This is a genomic window from Klebsiella sp. GFKo11 (assembly GCF_056490265.1).
Genome location: NZ_CM151369.1, coordinates 1,204,601 through 1,222,267 on the forward strand (window position 1 = coordinate 1,204,601; position 17,667 = coordinate 1,222,267).

The window sequence follows — 17,667 nt, forward strand, 5'->3', positions numbered from 1 at the left end:
AAATGAAAAAAGCGCTTCTGGTGATCAGTTTTGGCACCAGCTATCCCGACACCTGTGAAAAGAACATTGTCGCCTGCGAGCGTGAGCTGGCGGCCAGCTGTCCTGACCGCGACACGTTTCGCGCCTTTACCTCCGGGATGATTATTCGCAAGCTCAAGCAGCGTGATGGTATCGAGATTGATACACCGTTGCAGGCTTTGCAGAAGCTCGCCGAACAGGGCTATCAGGATGTGGCGATTCAGTCGCTGCACATCATTAACGGCGATGAATACGAAAAGATCGTTCGCGAAGTGCAAAGCATGCGCCCGCTATTCGCCCGCTTGACGCTGGGCGCGCCGCTGCTGAGCAGCCATGACGATTATGTTCAACTGATGCACGCACTGCGTCAGCAGATGCCGCCGCTTGCTGAGAAAGAAACGGTGGTCTTTATGGGGCACGGTGCCAGTCATCACGCCTTCGCCGCCTACGCCTGTCTGGACCATATGATGACCGCCCAGCGCTTTCCGGCGCGGGTTGGGGCAGTCGAAAGTTATCCAGAAGTCGACATTCTTATCGACAGCCTGCGCCAGCAGGAGGTTACCGGCGTTCACCTGATGCCGTTGATGCTGGTGGCGGGCGATCATGCCATCAACGATATGGCCTCCGATGAAGAGGACTCCTGGAAAACGTTGTTCAACGCCGCGGGTATTCCGGCGACGCCGTGGCTTAGCGGGCTGGGCGAAAATCCGGCGGTGCGTGCGATGTTCGTCGCCCATCTACAACAGGCGCTGAATCTGGCAATGGAGGAAGCAGCATGAGCGGCAAACTGTATGCCCTGAGCACCGGACCGGGCGCATCCGACCTGATTACCGTTCGTGCGGCGCGCATTCTTGGCAAACTGGATATTCTCTACGCCCCCGCTGGACGTAAAGGCGGCGACAGCCTGGCGCTCTCCATCGTGCGCGAATATATCGGCGAACAGACCGAAGTACGCTGCTGCCATTTTCCGATGAGCGCCGACAGTGCGGAAAAAGAGGCGGTCTGGGACGAAGTTGCCGCCGCGCTGGTGCATGAAGTAGAGGCGGGTAAACAGGTCGGGTTTATTACCCTCGGCGACGCCATGCTGTTCAGCACCTGGGTGTTCTTACTCCAGCGTATCGGCTGTGCGGACTGGCTGGAAATTGTTCCTGGCGTCACCTCTTTCGCCGCCATCGCCGCGCGTTCGAAAACGCCGCTGGCCATGGAGCAACAGTCGCTGGCGGTGGTCTCATGCACCGCGCCGGAAGAAGAAATTGAACAGGCACTACGCCAGCATGAAAGCCTGGTGCTGATGAAGGTCTACGGCCGCTTTGCGCGTATCAAAGCCCTGCTGGCCAAAAACGGCCTGCTCGATGCCGCGCTGATGATGTCCGAGGCCACGCTGCCCGGCGAACAGTGCTGGCGTCATCTGAATGATGTCAGCGACGAACAGCCGCTGCCCTATTTTTCGACCATCCTGGTGAATAAACAGTGGGAGTATGCAGAATGAAACTTGAACAACAGCTAAAACAGCTGTCTTTCAGCGGGTTAGCTGCGGCGCTATTGCTGATAGTGGTTCCCGAAAAGGCCTTCGCGATGCACATCATGGAGGGATTTTTACCCCCGATGTGGGCCCTGGCATGGTGGCTGCTGTTTCTGCCTTGCCTGTGGTACGGGCTGGTGCGCCTGCGCCGTATTGTGCAGGAAGATAACAATCAGAAGGTACTGCTGGCGCTGTGCGGAGCGTTTATTTTTGTGCTCTCGGCGCTGAAAATTCCTTCCGTTACCGGCAGCTGTTCGCACCCGACCGGCGTCGGCCTGGCGGTCATCCTGTTCGGGCCGGGCGTAGTGGCGATCCTTGGCGCTATCGTGCTGCTGTTCCAGGCGCTGCTGCTGGCGCATGGCGGGCTGACAACGCTCGGCGCTAACGGCATGTCGATGGCGGTGATTGGGCCGGTGGTCGGCTATATGGTGTGGAAAATGGCCTGCCGCGCGGGGATTCGCCGCGACGTCGGGGTATTTCTCTGCGCGATGCTGGCGGATCTGGTGACCTACTTTGTCACCTCCGTGCAGCTTGGCGTGGCCTTCCCGGATCCGACGGCGGGCGCAACCGGCTCGATCGTCAAATTCATGGGGATCTTCTGCCTGACGCAGATCCCGATCGCCATCGCTGAAGGGTTGTTAACCGTCATGATCTACGACCAGTTGACCAAACGTCAGCTGATCACCGCACAGACCGCACAGGGGCATTAACATGAAAAAGATGCTGATATTGTTAGCGATGGTGGTGGCGCTGGTGATCCTGCCGTTCTTTATTAATCACGGCGGGGAATATGGCGGTTCGGACGGCGAGGCGGAGAGCCAGATTCAGGTGGTTGCACCGCACTATGAGCCATGGTTCCAGCCGCTGTACGAACCGGCGAGCGGGGAGATTGAAAGTCTGCTGTTTACCCTCCAGGGCTCTCTTGGCGCGGCGGTGATTTTCTATATTTTGGGCTACAGCAAAGGCAGACAACGCCGTGATGACCGGGTTTGACCGACTAAGCTATCAAAGCCGCTGGTTTCACGTCGCGCCAGAGCGCAAGTTTCTGTTCTGGCTGCTGCTGATGGTGCTGGCCTTTACCCTGCCCCCGTTGGGGCAGGGGATTGAAATGGTGCTGATTGCCGCCTTGACCTGCTGGCTGCTGCGGGTTTCGCTGTGGCGCTGGTGCCGCTGGATGGCGCTACCGTTCGGCTTCCTGCTGATAGGCGTGCTGACCATTCTGTTTAGCATCAGTCGCGATCCGCACGCTCTGCTGGTGAGCGTTCCGCTGGGAAGCTACTGGCTGGGCATCACGTCAGCGGGGCTGAACACCGCTAATGAGACCTTCTGGCGCAGCCTGGCGGCGCTGGCGTCCACCTTCTGGCTAGTGCTGAACCTGCCGTTCCCGCAGCTGATTTTGCTGCTTAAGCGCGGTCGGGTACCGCGACTGTTGACCGAGCAAATCCTGCTGACCTGGCGCTTTATTTTTATTCTCTTAGACGAAGCGCTGGCGATTCACCGTGCGCAAACTTTGCGTTTTGGCTACCGTAGCGTGCCGAAAGGCTATCGTTCGCTGGCGATGCTGGTGGGGTTGCTGTTTACCCGCGTGATGATCCGCTACCAACAAATGAGCACCACGCTGGATATCAAACTGTACCAGGGTGATTTTCACCTCTAAGGATAAGTATGCTTGCCACGACCGATCTCTGGTTTCGCTATCAGGATGAGCCGGTGCTGAAGGGGCTGACGCTGGATTTTTCTCACCACTCCGTGACCGGGTTGGTGGGGGCAAACGGCTGCGGAAAATCCACGCTTTTTATGAACCTGAGCGGCCTGCTGCGCCCGCAAAAAGGGGCGGTGTTGTGGCAAGGGAAGCCGCTGGATTACGGCAAGCGCGGCCTGCTGGCGCTGCGTCAACAGGTGGCGACCGTATTTCAGGATCCGGATCAGCAGATCTTTTATACCGATATCGACAGCGATATCGCCTTTAGCCTGCGCAACCTGGGCGTCGCGGAAGATGAAATCGCCCGCCGGGTGGACGATGCGCTGACCCTGGTTGATGCGCAGTCTTTTCGCCAGCAGCCGATTCAGTGCCTGAGCCATGGGCAGAAAAAACGCGTGGCGATTGCCGGAGCGCTGGTGCTGCAGGCACGCTATTTACTGCTTGATGAACCCACGGCGGGCCTCGATCCCTCCGGGCGCGCGCAGATGATCGACATCATTAAGCGCATTGTCGATCAAGGCAACCACGTGGTGATCTCCAGCCACGATATCGATCTGATTTATGAAGTCAGCGATGCGGTTTACGTTTTGCGCCGTGGCGAAGTGCTGGCGCACGGTGAACCCGGCGAGGTATTTTCCCGCAGCGAGTTAATGACGCAAGCTGGACTCACCCAACCGTGGCTGGTGAAGCTGCATGCGCAGCTGGGGCTGCCGTTGTGCAAAACCGAAGACGAGTTTTTTGAGCGGATGCGAAATCATGCAATGAAGGAGGCGTCATGACGCTGGCAATTATGTTACAGGGCACCGCTTCTGACGTCGGTAAAAGCGTGCTGGTGGCGGGGCTGTGCCGTATTTTTTATCAGGACGGGCAGCGTACCGCGCCGTTTAAATCGCAGAATATGGCGCTCAATTCCGGTATCACGCCGGATGGCAAAGAGATGGGGCGCGCACAGATTTTCCAGGCTGAAGCGGCGGGCATTGCCCCGGATGTGCGTATGAACCCGGTGCTGCTCAAGCCGACCAGCGACCGCAAAGCCCAGGTGGTGCTGATGGGCAAGGTGGCGACCGATATGGACGCGGTGAGCTATCACGAATACAAGCCGCGACTGCGCGAGCAGATCCTTTCGGTCTATAACAGCCTGGCAGCCGAGCATGATGTGCTGGTGCTGGAAGGGGCGGGCAGCCCGGCGGAGATCAATCTGCGCGACCGCGACATCGTCAATATGGGCATGGCCGAAATGGCGCAGTGCCCGGTGATCCTCGTGGCGGATATCGACCGTGGTGGCGTCTTCGCCTCCATTTACGGCACCCTCACACTGCTGCACGACCACGAACGTGCGCGGGTCAAAGGGGTGATCATTAACAAATTTCGCGGCGACGTGACGCTGCTTTACTCGGGTATCGAGCAGATAGAAGCGCTGACCAACGTCCCGGTGCTCGGCGTGATGCCGTGGCTGGATGTTGATCTCGAAGACGAAGACGGCGTGGCGCTGCAAAAAGGCAAATACCTGCGCACCGACAAGCGTGACATTGAGATTGCCGTGGTCCAGGTACCGCATATTTCCAACTTTACCGACTTCAACGCGCTGGCGGCGCAGCCGGACGTTCGCGTGCGCTATGTTCGCCAGCCGCAGGAGCTGGCGGGGGTTGATATGGTGATCCTGCCGGGCAGCAAAAATACGCTCGGCGATCTGGCCTGGCTGCGCGAAAGCGGGATGGCGCACGCGGTGCTGCAGGCCCGGCGTCAGGGCGTGCCGGTGCTGGGGATTTGCGGCGGCTACCAGATGCTCGGCGAAACCATTATTGATGAGGTGGAATCGGGACTTGGCACCCAGCCCGGGCTAGGGTTGCTCAATACCGTGACCCACTTCGCACAGCGCAAAACCACCACTCAGGTCACGGCGACACTGGCTCCAGCGCTGCCGGAGTGGCTGGCGGCAACGGCAGGGCTTGCCGTACGCGGCTATGAAATTCATATGGGCGAGACCGAGCTGCACGACGGCTGCCGTTCACTGATGCAATTACATAAAAACGGGCTGAGCGTGGCGGACGGCGCGGTGAGCGACGATGGTCTGGCGTTTGGTACCTATCTTCACGGCTTGTTTGATAGCGATGAATTCACCCGCGCGCTGGTCAACGGCCTGCGCCAGCGTAAAGGTCTGGCGGCGCTCGATAGTGACTTCCAGTATGCGCAGTACAAATCCCAGCAGTTCGATCTACTGGCCGACGCGATGCGCCAGAATATTGATATCGAAAAAATCTACGCCATCATGCGCCAGCATCAGGAGCCCGTATGCTGACTTTAGTCACCGGCGGGGCGCGCAGCGGTAAAAGTCGTCACGCTGAAGCGCTGATCGCCCACTCGCCGCAGGTGCTGTACATCGCCACTTCACAGATTTTTGATGATGAGATGGCGGCGCGGATCCAGCACCACCGCGACGGCAGGCCCGCGCACTGGCGCACGGCTGAGCGCTGGCAGCAGCTTGATGAGCTGATAACGCCGGATAACCATCCCGAAGAAGCGATCTTGTTGGAATGTATTACCACCATGGTCACCAATTTGCTGTTTGCGCTGGGCGGCGACAGTTCGCCGGACGGCTGGGATTACGCGGCGATGGAGCGGGCTATTGACGCCGAAATCGCGGTGCTGATTACCGCCTGTCAGCGCTGCCCGGCTCACGTGGTGCTGGTAACCAACGAGGTGGGGATGGGGATCGTGCCGGAAAACCGTCTGGCTCGCCATTTCCGCGATATCGCCGGGCGGGTGAATCAGCGCCTTGCGGCGGCGGCGGATGAGGTCTGGCTGGTGGTGTCGGGCATTGGCGTAAAAATCAAATAAATCAGGCGCTCCGTACCGGGAGTTATTCTTCCTGCTGGCTCTGCCATGAGCCAGCCAACATGACGAGAACCTCTATGCAAAGCTTAACCTCTCTACTGGGCGCGATCCCTGCGCTTGATGAAAATGCGATGGCGCGCGCGCAACTCCATATTGATGGCCTGCTTAAGCCGCCGGGAAGCCTCGGACGCCTTGAAGACCTGGCCGTACAGCTCGCGGGAATGCCCGGTCTTGAAGGTGTGCCGCAGGTGAAAAAGAAGGCGCTGCTGGTGATGTGCGCCGACCACGGCGTTTGGGATGAAGGGGTGGCGATTTCGCCCAAAGTGGTGACCGCGATTCAGGCGGCGAATATGACGCTGGGCAAGACCGGCGTTTGCGTGCTGGCGGCGCAGGCAGGGGCGGAAATGCATGTGATTGACGTCGGGATTGATGCCGAGCTGATTCCTGGCGTTATCAATATGCGCGTGGCGCGTGGTTGCGGAAATATCGCCGTCGGCCCGGCAATGAGCCGTGGTCAGGCCGAAGAGCTGCTGTTGGAGGTGATTCGCTATACCCGTGGGCTGGCGGAAGATGGCGTCACGCTGTTTGGCGTTGGTGAGTTGGGGATGGCGAATACTACTCCGGCGGCGGCGATTGTCAGCGTTCTGACCGGTAGCGATGCGCAAGAGGTGGTGGGGATTGGCGCGAATTTACCGCTGACCAAAGTCGGTAACAAAGTGGAAGTGGTGCGTCGAGCCATCGCCGTTAACCAGCCTGACGCGAATGATGGCCTGGACGTTCTGGCGAAAGTGGGCGGTTTTGATTTATTGGGGATGGCGGGCGTGATGCTGGGCGCGGCTTCCTGTGGGTTGCCGGTACTACTCGATGGCTTCCTGTCTTACGCGGCGGCGCTGGCGGCGTGCCGAATTGCGCCGGAAGTGAAACCCTATCTGATACCGTCGCACTATTCGGCAGAGAAGGGCGCACGCACGGCGCTGATGCATCTGGAGCTGGATCCGTATCTCAATATGGGTATGCGCCTGGGAGAAGGCAGCGGCGCGGCGCTGGCCATGCCAATTGTCGAAGCGGCCTGTGCGATGTACCACGATATGGGCATGCTGGCGGCAAGCAATATTGTTTTGCCAAAAGGCTGAGGAGATTTGCGGGGACGGTGCTAAGCCGTTCCCGTGAAAGGTCTGGGATTTGCGGAACGCAGAAACAAAAAAACACCCTTGAGGGTGTTTATGATGTTGGTTGCGGGGGCCGGATTTGAACCGACGACCTTCGGGTTATGAGCCCGACGAGCTACCAGGCTGCTCCACCCCGCGTCCGTCTTTACTCTTCATCGAGTAAACTTGCATCAGATTTTAATTGGTTGCGGGGGCCGGATTTGAACCGACGACCTTCGGGTTATGAGCCCGACGAGCTACCAGGCTGCTCCACCCCGCGTCCGTCATTACTCTTCCATCGAGTAACGTTACTTCTCTGATTTTAATTGGTTGCGGGGGCCAGATTTGAACTGACGACCTTCGGGTTATGAGCCCGACGAGCTACCAGGCTGCTCCACCCCGCGTCCGTGGAAGCGCACTATACTCTGCTAACGTTTTGATGCAACCCTTTTTCATAGAAATCGTCAATTTTGTAAGAATTGATGCATATGGAAGCATTGTTAGTCTGTTTTTTGCGCAAAACTGTCTTTGCCGTGCCTAAGCGCATTTCATTAGCCCTGGGGGTTTGTTATCTTCATCACGCACCCGGGCTTAGTTGCATAAAGAAGAGATACCATGAAAGGACGTTGGGCAAAATACGCAGTAACAGGGGCAATGCTGGCAATGCTGGCCGCCTGTTCCTCAAAACCGACCGATCGCGGTCAGCAGTATAATGAAGACAAACTCACCCAGCCGTTTTCATTGGTTAACCAACCTGATGCGGTCGGCTCACCGATTAACGCTGGTGACTTCTCCGAGCAGGTGAGCAAAATCCGTAGCGCCTCGCCGCGCCTCTATAATAGTCAGAGTAACGTCTACAACGCGTTGCAGGATTGGCTGCGCTCCGGCGGTGATACCCGCACGCTGAGCCAGTTTGGTATCGATGCCTGGCAGATGCAGGGGACGGACAACTACGGTAACGTCCAGTTTACTGGCTACTACACGCCGGTGGTGCAGGCGCGCCATACTCGCCAGGGCGAGTTCCAGTATCCGATTTACCGTATGCCGCCCAAGCGCGGTAAGCTACCGTCCCGCGCCAGCATTTACGCGGGCGCTCTGAGCGACAACTACATCCTGGCCTACAGCAACTCGCTGATGGACAACTTTATAATGGACGTGCAGGGCAGCGGCTATATTGATTTTGGCGACGGCTCGCCGCTGAACTTCTTTAGCTATGCCGGGAAAAACGGCTGGTCCTATTACAGCATCGGTAAGGTGCTTATCGATCGCGGCGAAGTGAAGCGTGAAGATATGTCGATGCAGGCGATCCGCGAATGGGGTGAAAAGCACAGCGAGGCGGAAGTTCGTGAACTGCTGGAGCAGAACCCGTCGTTCGTCTTCTTTAAGCCTCAGTCTTTCGCACCGGTGAAAGGCGCCAGCGCGGTGCCGTTGATTGGTCGTGCATCGGTGGCCTCCGACCGTTCGATTATTCCTGCGGGAACCACGCTGCTGGCGGAAGTGCCGCTACTGGATAATAACGGTAAGTTTAACGGCCAGTACGAGCTGCGCTTAATGGTTGCTCTGGACGTTGGCGGTGCGATTAAGGGTCAGCACTTTGATATTTACCAGGGCATTGGCGCAGATGCCGGGCATCGTGCCGGTTGGTATAACCACTATGGTCGCGTATGGGTGCTGAAAAACGCGCCGGGCGTTGGCAACGTCTTTAGCGGTTAACGCGCACCTGGCCGATATTTTGTAGCCCGGGTAAGGCGCTTGCGCCGCGACCCGGGAATTCCCACTAATTCTGAGGTTTTATGTCTGTTGTAATCAGCGATGCCTGGCGTCAGCGTTTTGGCGGTACGGCACGTTTATATGGTGAAAAAGCGCTGCAGTGTTTTGCCGATGCGCATGTCTGCGTGGTCGGCATCGGCGGTGTGGGTTCCTGGGCGGCGGAAGCGCTGGCGAGAACCGGGATTGGCGCGATTACCCTTATCGATATGGATGATGTCTGCATGACTAATACCAATCGCCAGGTTCACGCTCTGGGCGGTAACGTCGGGCTGGCGAAAGCGGAAGTGATGGCGGAACGCATTCGCCTGATCAACCCCGAGTGTCGGGTGACGGTGGTGGACGATTTTGTCACCCCGGAAAACGTCGCGGAGTATCTCGGCGTCGGCTTTAGCTACGTGATTGACGCCATCGACAGCGTGCGCCCGAAAGCGGCGTTGATCGCTTACTGCCGCCGCAATAAGGTGCCGCTGGTGACTACCGGTGGCGCGGGAGGGCAAATCGACCCGACGCAAATTCAGGTCGCTGATCTGGCGAAAACCATCCAGGACCCGCTTGCAGCCAAGCTGCGCGAGCGGCTAAAAAGCCAGTTTGGAGTGGTGAAGAACAGTAAAGGTAAGCTGGGCATTGATTGCGTTTTTTCTACCGAAGCGCTGGTGTATCCGCAGGCAGACGGCAGCGTGTGCGCAATGAAAAGCACCGCCGAGGGCCCAAAACGGATGGATTGCGCATCCGGATTTGGCGCGGCGACGATGGTGACCGCGACCTTTGGTTTTGTCGCCGTGTCCCATGCATTGAAGAAAATGCTGGCGAAGATGGCGCGTGAAGCGGCAGCTACTGCCGGGTAATTCCCCGGAGGCGGTGCTGCGCACCTGTCCGGGCTACAAAACCGCACCACCCCGGGGAAAGCGCGCACGATATTTCAGGCAGAGACATCCCTGGATTGCGGCTGACGCCTTATCCGGGCTACCAGAGCGCGGAGATTCGTGGCTTGCATACCTGTCCGGGCTACAAAACCGCACGAACCCGTAGCCCGGGCAAGGCGCGTCAAGCGCCGCCCCCGGGGTGAGCTTAAACCTCGCGGGCGGCGGTGAGAACCGCTTCGCTCAGCGCATTCAGCCCCTGGCTGCGCGAGGCGCTGAGCTGACCGCGTAGTCCCAGCTCATCAAACAGCGTCAGCGGGTCCCGTGCCAGCAGTTCCCCGGCGTTTTTCCCCTCAATGGCGGTTAATAACACCGCCAGCATGCCGCGCACAATGCGGCCTTCGCTATCGCCGTAGAAATGCAGTTTGCCCTCGGCATCAATGAAATAGCCCAGCCAGACGCGGTTTTCACACCCGGCAATCTCTTTGGCACGGGCTTTCAGGTCGTCCGGCAGCGCCGGAAGTTGCTTACCGAGTAAAATCAGCTGGCGGTATTTATCCTCCCACTGGGTGAGTGGAGTGAAGGTCTGGCGCAAGGCCTCTTCAGTAATGTGGGTACCAAAAGGGTGAGAAGTCGTCATCAATCCACCAGTATTTGCAGGGCGCGGTCAACGGCGTGCACCAGCGCATAAACATCGTCTTGCGTATTATAAGGCGCGAACGAGGCTCGCAGGGTACCGCTGACGCCAAGCGCCGCCAGCAGCGGCTGAGCACAGTGTTGACCGGCCCGCAGTGCGATGCCGGACTCCGCCAGTAGCGTGACCATGTCGCTATGGTGCACGCCGTCAAAATCAAACGCCAGCAGGCTGGAGTCCTGGCAGCGGAAGGAACGGAAGCCCGGACGCTTCGCCAGCTCCTCTTCCGCCAGCGTAGCCAGGCTGCGGCTCCAGTTTTCCGCCTGGGCAATATCGGTTTCTTCCAGCCACTCCAGCGCCGCGCTCAGGCCAATTACTCCGGCGATATTTGGCGTTCCTGCTTCGAAGCGGTAAGGCGCAGGCTGGGTTTTGAAGCCGTCGAAGGTGACTTCAGTAATCATTTTCCCGCCGCCGAGCCAGGGCGACATCTCGGCCAGCAGTTCGCTTTTGCCATACAGCGCGCCGATGCCGGTTGGTCCGTAAAGCTTATGACCCGAGAAGGCATAAAAGTCGATATCCAGCGCCTGCACGTCCGCCGGGAAATGCACCGCGCCCTGCGCGCCATCCACCATCACTACCATATTGGCAGCGTGGGCCAGACCAATCGCCAACGCCAGATCCGGACAGCCGCCGGTGACGTTGGACATCTGGCCGATAGCCAGCACCCGGCTGCGCGGCGTAATTAGGGAGCTCAGTTGAGCCACATCCGGCAGGCGATTGGCCGCAAGCGGAAGCTTCACCACCCGGGCTCCGGTCTGCTCTGCGACCATCAGCCACGGAACCAGATTGGCGTGATGCTCAGCTTCGCTGACGATAATTTCATCGCCCGGCTTCAGGCGCGGACGGACGTAGCTCTGCGCCACCATGTTGATGGACTCAGTGGTGCCGCGCGTCCAGACAATATCCTTGCCGGAAGGGGCGTTAAGCAGCGCTGCCACGCGTTCGCGCGCGTCTTCATAGCGTTCGGTTAAGCGTTGAGCAGCGGCGAACTGGCTGCGATGGACGTTACCCGCGCTGAGCCGATAAAACTGGTCGCTGGCCTCGATTACCGCCAGCGGCTTAAGCGCCGTTGCTGCGCTATCAAGATAGACGCCAGCATCGGCCAGCGCCGGAAACTGGGCGCGAAATTGGACGGGGTTGAATGCGTTCATGAGCTCCTCATTTTGATTCGGCGATCGTCGCGCAAATCGGCTGGCGATACAAGGTTTCTGCTAACGAGTGGAATTTTCTGAATGTGACTTCGGTGGTGTAAAAGATGGTTATGCTAAATAGTGTTGGGTTTGCGTTTTAACCTGGTGATGAATGAATCATAAACAGTATAAATAGTCGTAAGGAGAGAAAGATGAAAATGAATAAGACTGCCGCCATTATTTCTGCCTGTGTGCTGACCTTCAGTCTGAGCGCCTGTTCTTCCAACTACGTGATGCACACTAATGACGGGCGCACCATTGTGACGGACGGGAAACCGCAAACGGACAATGATACCGGGATGATTTCCTACAAAGATGCCTGGGGCAATAAGCAGCAGATTAATCGCTCAGATGTAAAACAGTTGGGCGAACTGGATAAGTGATTGACATTTAGCAGGCAAAAAAAAGCACCGCGCATTGCGGTGCTACATTAAATCACTATGGACAGACAGGGTAAATGTACAGGAAGTGAAAAAGGGGTAGCTTAGCTACCATGGTCCGCACACACAGACCAATTGCAAACACAACAACACAACATCACAACCGTAAGCCAAAAGCTTGTTGGAACACGCATTCCAAAAAAAGCTCTTCGTTCCGGCTCAGGAAGTGCCGCCACTATAGGTATTTGCTGGTAGAACCTCAACGGACAAATTATAATGGCTCAGATAAAAAAAACTAATAGGTTAACTGTTGTTTCCTGTTTGTTAAATTGCCTTAACATCTAAGCCAGAATAACTATGTCAAAGCGTTTGCCACCTCTGAATGCATTACGTGTTTTTGATGCAGCCGCACGTCATCTTAGCTTCACTCGCGCCGCCGATGAGCTTTTTGTGACCCAGGCCGCAGTCAGCCACCAAATCAAGTCCCTGGAGGATTTCCTCGGCCTCAAGCTGTTCCGTCGACGCAATCGTTCTCTTCTTTTGACGGAAGAGGGACAGAGCTATTTTCAGGATATTAAAGATATTTTTTCCCAGCTCACCGAGGCGACCCGCAAGCTTCAGGCACGAAGTGCAAAAGGGGCGTTGACCGTCAGTATGCTGCCCAGTTTTGCCATACAGTGGCTGGTGCCGAGACTCACAAGCTTTAACTCAGCTTATCCGGGAATCGATGTCAGAATCCAGGCGGTAGACCGTCAGGAAGACAAGCTGGCGGATGATGTCGACGTGGCGATTTTTTATGGCCGCGGCAATTGGCCGGGGCTGCGCGTTGAAAAATTATACGCCGAATATCTGCTCCCGGTTTGCTCGCCATTGTTGCTTACCGGTGACAAAGCGTTGAAAACACCTGCCGATCTGGCGCAACATACGCTGTTACACGATGCTTCCCGTCGCGACTGGCAAACTTATACCCGCCAGTTGGGTCTAAACCATATTAATGTGCAACAGGGACCGATTTTTAGCCACAGCGCAATGGTGCTGCAGGCCGCAATCCATGGACAAGGTGTCGCTCTGGCCAACAACGTGATGGCGCAGTCCGAGATTGAGGCAGGCCGTTTGGTCTGCCCGTTTAATGATGTTCTGGTCAGCAAGAATGCGTTTTATCTCGTTTGTCATGACAGTCAGGCTGAACTGGGTAAAATAGCTGCCTTCCGCCAGTGGATTCTGGCAAAAGCGGCTAATGAACAAGAAAAATTTCGCTTTCGTTACGAACAATAAATCATTGTAGGGTAATCACATGACCAGCCGTTTTATGCTGATATTCGCCGCGATAAGCGGTTTTATCTTTGTGGCTCTGGGCGCTTTTGGTGCGCATGTTTTAAGTAAAACGATGGGCGTTGTGGAAATGGGCTGGATCCATACCGGCCTGCAATATCAGGCTTTCCACACGCTGGCAATTTTTGGTCTGGCGGTGGCGATGCAGCGCCGTATCAGCATCTGGTTTTACTGGAGCAGCGTGTTTATGGCGCTCGGTACCGTTCTTTTTAGCGGCAGCCTGTACTGTCTGGCGCTATCGCATTTACGCCTGTGGGCGTTCGTTACGCCGGTGGGAGGCGTCTGCTTCCTTGCCGGTTGGGTATTAATGTTAATTGGTGCAATTCGTCTGAAACGTAAGGGCGTTGTTCATGAATAAAGTTGTCCTCTATTGTCGCCCTGGGTTTGAGAAAGAGTGCGCAGCAGAAATTACCGATAAGGCTGGCCGCCTTGAGGTATTTGGTTTTGCCCGAGTCAAAGACGACTCCGGCTATGTGATTTTTGAGTGCTATCAGGCTGAAGACGGCGAAAAGCTGGTGCGTGAACTGCCGTTCAGTTCGCTGGTGTTTGCTCGTCAGATGTTTGTTGTCAGCGAGCTGCTGCGCGACCTGCCGCCGGAAGACAGGATCACTCCGATTGTCGGGATGCTGCAGGGCGTGGTCGAAAAAGGCGGCGATCTGCGCGTTGAGGTCGCTGATACCAACGAAAGCAAAGAGCTGATGAAGTTCTGCCGTAAGTTTACGGTACCGCTGCGTGCGGCGCTGCGCGAGGCGGGGGTGTTGACCAACTATGAAACGCCAAAACGTCCGGTGGTGCATGTGTTCTTTATCGCCCCCGGCTGCTGCTATACCGGCTATTCGTTGTCCAATAACAACTCGCCGTTCTATATGGGTATTCCGCGCCTTAAATTTCCGTCGGACGCGCCGAGCCGTTCAACCCTCAAGCTGGAAGAGGCGTTTCATACCTTTATTCCGGCAGATGAGTGGGATGAGCGTCTGGCGAACGGTATGTACGCGGTAGATCTCGGGGCTTGTCCCGGCGGCTGGACCTATCAGCTGGTGCAGCGCAACATGTGGGTCTCCTCGGTGGATAATGGCCCGATGGCGCAAAGCCTGATGGATACCGGGCAGGTGACCTGGCTGCGTGAAGATGGCTTCAAATATCGTCCGACGCGCAACAACATCTCATGGATGGTGTGCGATATGGTGGAAAAACCGGCGAAAGTGTCGGCGCTTATGGCGCAGTGGCTGGTGAACGGCTGGTGTCGTGAAACTATCTTTAACCTTAAACTGCCGATGAAAAAACGCTATGAAGAGCTATCGCGCAACCTGGCTTATATTCAGGAGCAACTGGACGAGCACGGTATTAACGCGCAAATCCAGGCGCGCCAGCTGTATCACGATCGCGAAGAAGTGACCGTTCACGTGCGCCGCCTGTGGGCTGCCGTCGGTGGTCGTCGCGACGAACGCTAGTTTTGTCGATTTTTGCAGGCCGGGTAAGGCGTTAAGCTATTATCCGGCGCTGCAAATAGCCGTTATGACTGCGATACATCAGAAACAATATGCGTCACATCATTCAGATGGCCGATCCGCGCCTCCCCCGAACGATTAAATTTGCTCTTATCAATCAACAGTAACGATTGCGAAGCCCGCTTCAGCAGCAGCGATTTAAAATCGGCATTGACCGTATTCGAGTCCCAAAGCGCGCCGTCGCTGTCGATGCCTTCACACGAAAAAATAAACAGGTCGATTTCCAGCGATTTGAGCTGCGAGATAAGCGACGAGCTGACGTAACAGCCATATTTGCGCTGGAGCGTACCGCCGGAGCAGGTGAGCTGAATATTTTCGCGCTTGCTCAACTCCTGGCAAATCGGCTGGCTATTGGTAAACACATGAAGGTCGATATCCGGCAGCTGGCGGGCCAGATACCAGCAGGTTGAGCTGGCATCAAGGGCGATAACCATCCCTTCTTCTATCCACGCAAGGGCTTCACGCGCGATATCTGCCTTGTGGGCGTAATGACTTTTAAGACGGATGTGAAAAGGGTCGCCGCTATCCTGGTTTTCCCGATGAATCACTTTTGCCCGACCGTGGTTGCGCAGCACTTTCCCCTGGGACTGGAGTTCGCTGAGGTCGCGACGAATGGTTTCCCGGCTGACGTTAAGCTGTAGCGATAAGGCTTCGGTGGTCAGGCTGGTATGGTTCATGAGCAGGTCTAGAATCGCTTGCTGTCGTGCCGCTTTCATTTTTCTCACCCTGGCGTTCGATGAGCGCCCGCATTGGACGGGCGCTGCGGCATGAGATTACGGCGTTACCCCTTTTTTTAAAAGAATATTCCCGTACTTGGCACGCTCACCTGTGATAACGATCGCAAAGGCTTTTTGCGCCCGCTCGTAGAAGGCAAAGCGGTCGATGCGGGTGATATCCGGGCAGGGTGCAGAGCCTGAAAGCGCATCGCGATAGCGCGTTTCAACCTGCGGGTCGAGCGTATCGCCTTCTACCGCAGCCATCATCACCAGCGGCGGGGCGTAGCTGTCGAGTTCAAATAACGGAATAATGGCTTTCAACAGATCGCTAACTAACAGCCCGTCGGCGCGAATCACCTGCGGCCCCATGCTGTGCGCCGGGAAGTGGGCATCGGAAAAAATGATCTCATCCCCATGCCCCATTTCCGCCAGCACTTTCAGCAGTTCTGGAGAGATTAACGGTGAAATAGTCTTTAGCATCTCAAATTCCCTCAATCAGTTCGGGTTCGGTTTGCGGATAAAAATAACGGTATTGGTAGCTCACCTGCGCTCTGGCATGTTCCGGGCTGGTAAATTCACCGACGCCGTACCAGCCGAACATTGCCGCTCCGGCCACGGTGGTTTCGGCATCATCCAGCACCTTAATCGGAATATCGAGCACATTGGCTTTGATCTGATTCCACAGCGCGTTACGGCTGCCGCCGCCGACCAGCAGCAGTTCGGTCGCTTTAAAGTGGCCAATTTTTTGTAGCGTTTGCAGGTTGCGCGCAAGCTGTTCCGTTAACCCTTCCAGCGCAGCGCGATAGAAATGACCGCGAGTGGTGTTGAGCGTCACGCCCTGCCACCCCGCGTTTTGGCAGGCGAGCAGGTCGCATTGCATCTTCACGCCTTCAGCTCCCTCAGGAATAACCCGCGCCTCTTCAATCAGCGTCTGCCACGGCGTTTCCGACGTCCACAGCAGCTTGCGCACCCATTCGAGCACGCCGGAAGCCAGCCATTGCATGCCCGGATTATAGAGATCTACCTGGCTATCCAGCTCGCAGGTGGAACCTGCGTAGTGGCTAAGCAGCGGTGTGTTGACCTGGGCGCTGCGCACCATCAGAATTTCCCAGGTGCCGGATGAGAGTACCGGTTCATCCTGCTCTGCGCCCGCGCCAAACAGCGCAAACTGCGTGTCGTGTCCGGCGGAGATAACCGGAATACCGGCGGGTAAGTCCAGTAAGTTCGCGGCATCAGATTGCAACATGCCTATTTTCTCGCCCGCTTCGACCAGGCGGGGAAAGAGGCGGCGCGGCAGACCGGTGGCTTGTAAGATTTCCGTGCTGAAATCCCGCTGGTGGATGTCCAGCATCTGGCTGGTGCCCGCCATCGTGATATCGGTGGTGAATTCCCCAGTCAGCCGGTGGTTGATGAGCGAGGAAATAAACAGCCAGGCGTGGGCCTGCTCCAGCAACTGCGGGTGGTTCTCTTTCAGCCATATCAGCTTATACAAGGTGTTGAAGCTAAACGCGCCGACGCCGGTGATTTGCTGGAGCTGCTGCGGGGGCATAAAACGGCTGATACTTTCCATAACGGCCGCGGTGCGCGGGCATTTCCAGCTGATCACCGGATAGAGCAGCTCGCCGTGTTCATCAACCAGCGCGCCATCGACGCCGAAGGTGGTGACCGTGATGCCGCGAACCCGACAGGAGGACAGCTCGCTGCGAATCTGCCGACAGCACTGTGCGAAGCGTTGCACAATGGCCTCCAGCGACCACTGGTGCCAGGCGCTGTTCTCCACGGCAATATCGCTGGCGTTTGCGGTGGCGGCACGGGCAATAATTTTTCCTTGTCGGTCAACGGCAATCGCCCGCACGTTGGTGGCGCCGCAGTCGAGGACCAGGATGACGTCTTTTTTCATATATAACTCCATAAACGTCGCCGGATGGCGCTGCGCTTATCCGGCCTACGGTTCACGCGCCCGTAGGCCCGGTAAGCTTGCGCCACCGGGCA

General features: G+C 56.9%; 20 protein-coding genes and 3 tRNA genes. 15 read left to right on the forward strand and 8 right to left on the reverse strand.

The annotated features are described in order from the left end of the window. The first annotated feature begins 2 nt into the window (after positions 1–2). From cbiK to cobT, 9 genes are all read left to right on the forward strand, one after another. Positions 3–797, forward strand: a complete 795-nt coding sequence (cbiK, locus tag AC07P6_RS05785; RefSeq protein WP_182234618.1) for a sirohydrochlorin cobaltochelatase — start codon at positions 3–5, stop codon at positions 795–797. After that, positions 794–1,507: a cobalt-factor II C(20)-methyltransferase gene (locus AC07P6_RS05790; RefSeq protein ID WP_142463328.1), complete on the forward strand. Its 714-nt coding sequence runs from the start codon at positions 794–796 to the stop codon at positions 1,505–1,507. The genes cbiK and AC07P6_RS05790 overlap by 4 nt, the downstream gene beginning before the upstream one ends. After that, the gene (cbiM, locus tag AC07P6_RS05795) at positions 1,504–2,250 is read left to right on the forward strand and encodes a cobalt ECF transporter S component CbiM (protein WP_110275912.1); all 747 of its coding nucleotides are present in this window, start codon (positions 1,504–1,506) and stop codon (positions 2,248–2,250) included. The genes AC07P6_RS05790 and cbiM overlap by 4 nt, the downstream gene beginning before the upstream one ends. Position 2,251: 1 nt before the next feature. Next, entirely contained in the window at positions 2,252–2,533 is a 282-nt protein-coding gene (locus AC07P6_RS05800; RefSeq protein WP_478315817.1) for an energy-coupling factor ABC transporter substrate-binding protein, read from the forward strand. Beyond that, positions 2,520–3,197, forward strand: coding sequence for an energy-coupling factor ABC transporter transmembrane protein (locus AC07P6_RS05805; protein ID WP_142982688.1), 678 nt, complete (start codon positions 2,520–2,522; stop codon positions 3,195–3,197). The genes AC07P6_RS05800 and AC07P6_RS05805 overlap by 14 nt, the downstream gene beginning before the upstream one ends. An 8-nt stretch (positions 3,198–3,205) precedes the next feature. Continuing rightward, positions 3,206–4,021, forward strand: a complete 816-nt coding sequence (locus AC07P6_RS05810; protein WP_478315818.1) for an energy-coupling factor ABC transporter ATP-binding protein — start codon at positions 3,206–3,208, stop codon at positions 4,019–4,021. Next, entirely contained in the window at positions 4,018–5,541 is a 1,524-nt protein-coding gene (locus AC07P6_RS05815; protein ID WP_478315820.1) for a cobyric acid synthase, read from the forward strand. The genes AC07P6_RS05810 and AC07P6_RS05815 overlap by 4 nt, the downstream gene beginning before the upstream one ends. Continuing rightward, the gene (gene cobU / locus AC07P6_RS05820; RefSeq protein WP_478315822.1) at positions 5,535–6,080 is read left to right on the forward strand and encodes a bifunctional adenosylcobinamide kinase/adenosylcobinamide-phosphate guanylyltransferase; all 546 of its coding nucleotides are present in this window, start codon (positions 5,535–5,537) and stop codon (positions 6,078–6,080) included. The genes AC07P6_RS05815 and cobU overlap by 7 nt, the downstream gene beginning before the upstream one ends. 74 nt (positions 6,081–6,154) lie before the next feature. Beyond that, a complete protein-coding gene (cobT, locus tag AC07P6_RS05825; protein ID WP_182234610.1) occupies positions 6,155–7,210 on the forward strand; it encodes a nicotinate-nucleotide--dimethylbenzimidazole phosphoribosyltransferase in 1,056 nt (351 codons plus the stop codon). 97 nt (positions 7,211–7,307) lie between these two features. Here the strand turns inward: cobT and AC07P6_RS05830 are convergent. The 3 genes from AC07P6_RS05830 to AC07P6_RS05840 form a co-directional block, all read right to left on the reverse strand. After that, positions 7,308–7,384: transfer RNA gene (locus AC07P6_RS05830), tRNA-Met, on the reverse strand. 44 nt (positions 7,385–7,428) lie between these two features. Then, positions 7,429–7,505: transfer RNA gene (locus AC07P6_RS05835), tRNA-Met, on the reverse strand. A 47-nt stretch (positions 7,506–7,552) separates the two neighbouring features. Further along, positions 7,553–7,629, reverse strand: a tRNA-Met gene (locus tag AC07P6_RS05840). A 211-nt stretch (positions 7,630–7,840) separates the two neighbouring features. Here AC07P6_RS05840 and mltA point away from each other — a divergent pair. Beyond that, a complete protein-coding gene (gene mltA / locus AC07P6_RS05845; protein ID WP_478315823.1) occupies positions 7,841–8,938 on the forward strand; it encodes a murein transglycosylase A in 1,098 nt (365 codons plus the stop codon). An 80-nt stretch (positions 8,939–9,018) separates the two neighbouring features. Beyond that, positions 9,019–9,840 (forward strand): tRNA cyclic N6-threonylcarbamoyladenosine(37) synthase TcdA, encoded by an 822-nt coding sequence (gene tcdA, locus AC07P6_RS05850; protein WP_478315824.1) that lies wholly within the window; start codon positions 9,019–9,021, stop codon positions 9,838–9,840. A gap of 223 nt (positions 9,841–10,063) precedes the next feature. Here tcdA and csdE read toward each other — a convergent pair whose 3' ends face one another. Together csdE and csdA are read right to left on the reverse strand one after the other, a co-directional pair. Next, on the reverse strand, positions 10,064–10,495 hold the full coding sequence (csdE, locus tag AC07P6_RS05855; protein WP_478315825.1) for a cysteine desulfurase sulfur acceptor subunit CsdE: 432 nt from the start codon (positions 10,493–10,495) through the stop codon (positions 10,064–10,066). Beyond that, on the reverse strand, positions 10,495–11,700 hold the full coding sequence (csdA, locus tag AC07P6_RS05860; RefSeq protein WP_478315826.1) for a cysteine desulfurase CsdA: 1,206 nt from the start codon (positions 11,698–11,700) through the stop codon (positions 10,495–10,497). Before csdA ends, csdE begins: the two co-directional genes overlap by 1 nt. A gap of 197 nt (positions 11,701–11,897) precedes the next feature. Here csdA and AC07P6_RS05865 point away from each other — a divergent pair, with 197 nt between their 5' ends. From AC07P6_RS05865 to rlmM, 4 genes are all read left to right on the forward strand, one after another. Beyond that, positions 11,898–12,122 carry a YgdI/YgdR family lipoprotein gene (locus AC07P6_RS05865; protein ID WP_478316946.1) on the forward strand — a complete coding sequence of 75 codons (225 nt, stop codon included), beginning with the start codon at positions 11,898–11,900 and terminating at the stop codon, positions 12,120–12,122. 354 nt (positions 12,123–12,476) lie between these two features. Beyond that, positions 12,477–13,394 carry a glycine cleavage system transcriptional regulator GcvA gene (gene gcvA / locus AC07P6_RS05870; RefSeq protein ID WP_181485065.1) on the forward strand — a complete coding sequence of 306 codons (918 nt, stop codon included), beginning with the start codon at positions 12,477–12,479 and terminating at the stop codon, positions 13,392–13,394. A gap of 19 nt (positions 13,395–13,413) precedes the next feature. Further along, on the forward strand, positions 13,414–13,809 hold the full coding sequence (locus AC07P6_RS05875; protein ID WP_112213909.1) for a DUF423 domain-containing protein: 396 nt from the start codon (positions 13,414–13,416) through the stop codon (positions 13,807–13,809). Continuing rightward, positions 13,802–14,902, forward strand: a complete 1,101-nt coding sequence (gene rlmM, locus AC07P6_RS05880) for a 23S rRNA (cytidine(2498)-2'-O)-methyltransferase RlmM (RefSeq protein WP_110275899.1) — start codon at positions 13,802–13,804, stop codon at positions 14,900–14,902. Before AC07P6_RS05875 ends, rlmM begins: the two co-directional genes overlap by 8 nt. Before the next feature lie 62 nt (positions 14,903–14,964). Here rlmM and fucR read toward each other — a convergent pair whose 3' ends face one another. The 3 genes from fucR to fucK are packed head-to-tail and all read right to left on the reverse strand — an operon-like array spanning position 14,965 to position 17,575. After that, a complete protein-coding gene (fucR, locus tag AC07P6_RS05885) occupies positions 14,965–15,675 on the reverse strand; it encodes an L-fucose operon activator (protein ID WP_181485067.1) in 711 nt (236 codons plus the stop codon). A 57-nt stretch (positions 15,676–15,732) separates the two neighbouring features. Continuing rightward, the gene (gene fucU / locus AC07P6_RS05890; RefSeq protein WP_112213906.1) at positions 15,733–16,155 is read right to left on the reverse strand and encodes an L-fucose mutarotase; all 423 of its coding nucleotides are present in this window, start codon (positions 16,153–16,155) and stop codon (positions 15,733–15,735) included. Between the two features lies 1 nt (position 16,156). Then, positions 16,157–17,575, reverse strand: coding sequence for an L-fuculokinase (gene fucK, locus AC07P6_RS05895; RefSeq protein WP_478315827.1), 1,419 nt, complete (start codon positions 17,573–17,575; stop codon positions 16,157–16,159). Between the last annotated feature and the right edge of the window lie 92 nt (positions 17,576–17,667).

Excerpts from the sequence above, each read along its gene's own strand:
- cbiK (WP_182234618.1), top strand. The coding sequence starts at position 3 with ATGAAAAAAGCGCTTCTGGTGATCAGTTTTGGCACCAGCTATCCCGAC.
- AC07P6_RS05790 (WP_142463328.1), top strand. The coding sequence starts at position 794 with ATGAGCGGCAAACTGTATGCCCTGAGCACCGGACCGGGCGCATCCGAC.
- cbiM (WP_110275912.1), top strand. The coding sequence starts at position 1,504 with ATGAAACTTGAACAACAGCTAAAACAGCTGTCTTTCAGCGGGTTAGCT.
- AC07P6_RS05800 (WP_478315817.1), top strand. The coding sequence starts at position 2,252 with ATGAAAAAGATGCTGATATTGTTAGCGATGGTGGTGGCGCTGGTGATC.
- AC07P6_RS05805 (WP_142982688.1), top strand. The coding sequence starts at position 2,520 with ATGACCGGGTTTGACCGACTAAGCTATCAAAGCCGCTGGTTTCACGTC.
- AC07P6_RS05810 (WP_478315818.1), top strand. The coding sequence starts at position 3,206 with ATGCTTGCCACGACCGATCTCTGGTTTCGCTATCAGGATGAGCCGGTG.
- AC07P6_RS05815 (WP_478315820.1), top strand. The coding sequence starts at position 4,018 with ATGACGCTGGCAATTATGTTACAGGGCACCGCTTCTGACGTCGGTAAA.
- cobU (WP_478315822.1), top strand. The coding sequence starts at position 5,535 with ATGCTGACTTTAGTCACCGGCGGGGCGCGCAGCGGTAAAAGTCGTCAC.
- cobT (WP_182234610.1), top strand. The coding sequence starts at position 6,155 with ATGCAAAGCTTAACCTCTCTACTGGGCGCGATCCCTGCGCTTGATGAA.
- mltA (WP_478315823.1), top strand. The coding sequence starts at position 7,841 with ATGAAAGGACGTTGGGCAAAATACGCAGTAACAGGGGCAATGCTGGCA.
- tcdA (WP_478315824.1), top strand. The coding sequence starts at position 9,019 with ATGTCTGTTGTAATCAGCGATGCCTGGCGTCAGCGTTTTGGCGGTACG.
- csdE (WP_478315825.1), bottom strand. The coding sequence starts at position 10,495 with ATGACGACTTCTCACCCTTTTGGTACCCACATTACTGAAGAGGCCTTG.
- csdA (WP_478315826.1), bottom strand. The coding sequence starts at position 11,700 with ATGAACGCATTCAACCCCGTCCAATTTCGCGCCCAGTTTCCGGCGCTG.
- AC07P6_RS05865 (WP_478316946.1), top strand. The coding sequence starts at position 11,898 with ATGAATAAGACTGCCGCCATTATTTCTGCCTGTGTGCTGACCTTCAGT.
- gcvA (WP_181485065.1), top strand. The coding sequence starts at position 12,477 with ATGTCAAAGCGTTTGCCACCTCTGAATGCATTACGTGTTTTTGATGCA.
- AC07P6_RS05875 (WP_112213909.1), top strand. The coding sequence starts at position 13,414 with ATGACCAGCCGTTTTATGCTGATATTCGCCGCGATAAGCGGTTTTATC.
- rlmM (WP_110275899.1), top strand. The coding sequence starts at position 13,802 with ATGAATAAAGTTGTCCTCTATTGTCGCCCTGGGTTTGAGAAAGAGTGC.
- fucR (WP_181485067.1), bottom strand. The coding sequence starts at position 15,675 with ATGAAAGCGGCACGACAGCAAGCGATTCTAGACCTGCTCATGAACCAT.
- fucU (WP_112213906.1), bottom strand. The coding sequence starts at position 16,155 with ATGCTAAAGACTATTTCACCGTTAATCTCTCCAGAACTGCTGAAAGTG.
- fucK (WP_478315827.1), bottom strand. The coding sequence starts at position 17,575 with ATGAAAAAAGACGTCATCCTGGTCCTCGACTGCGGCGCCACCAACGTG.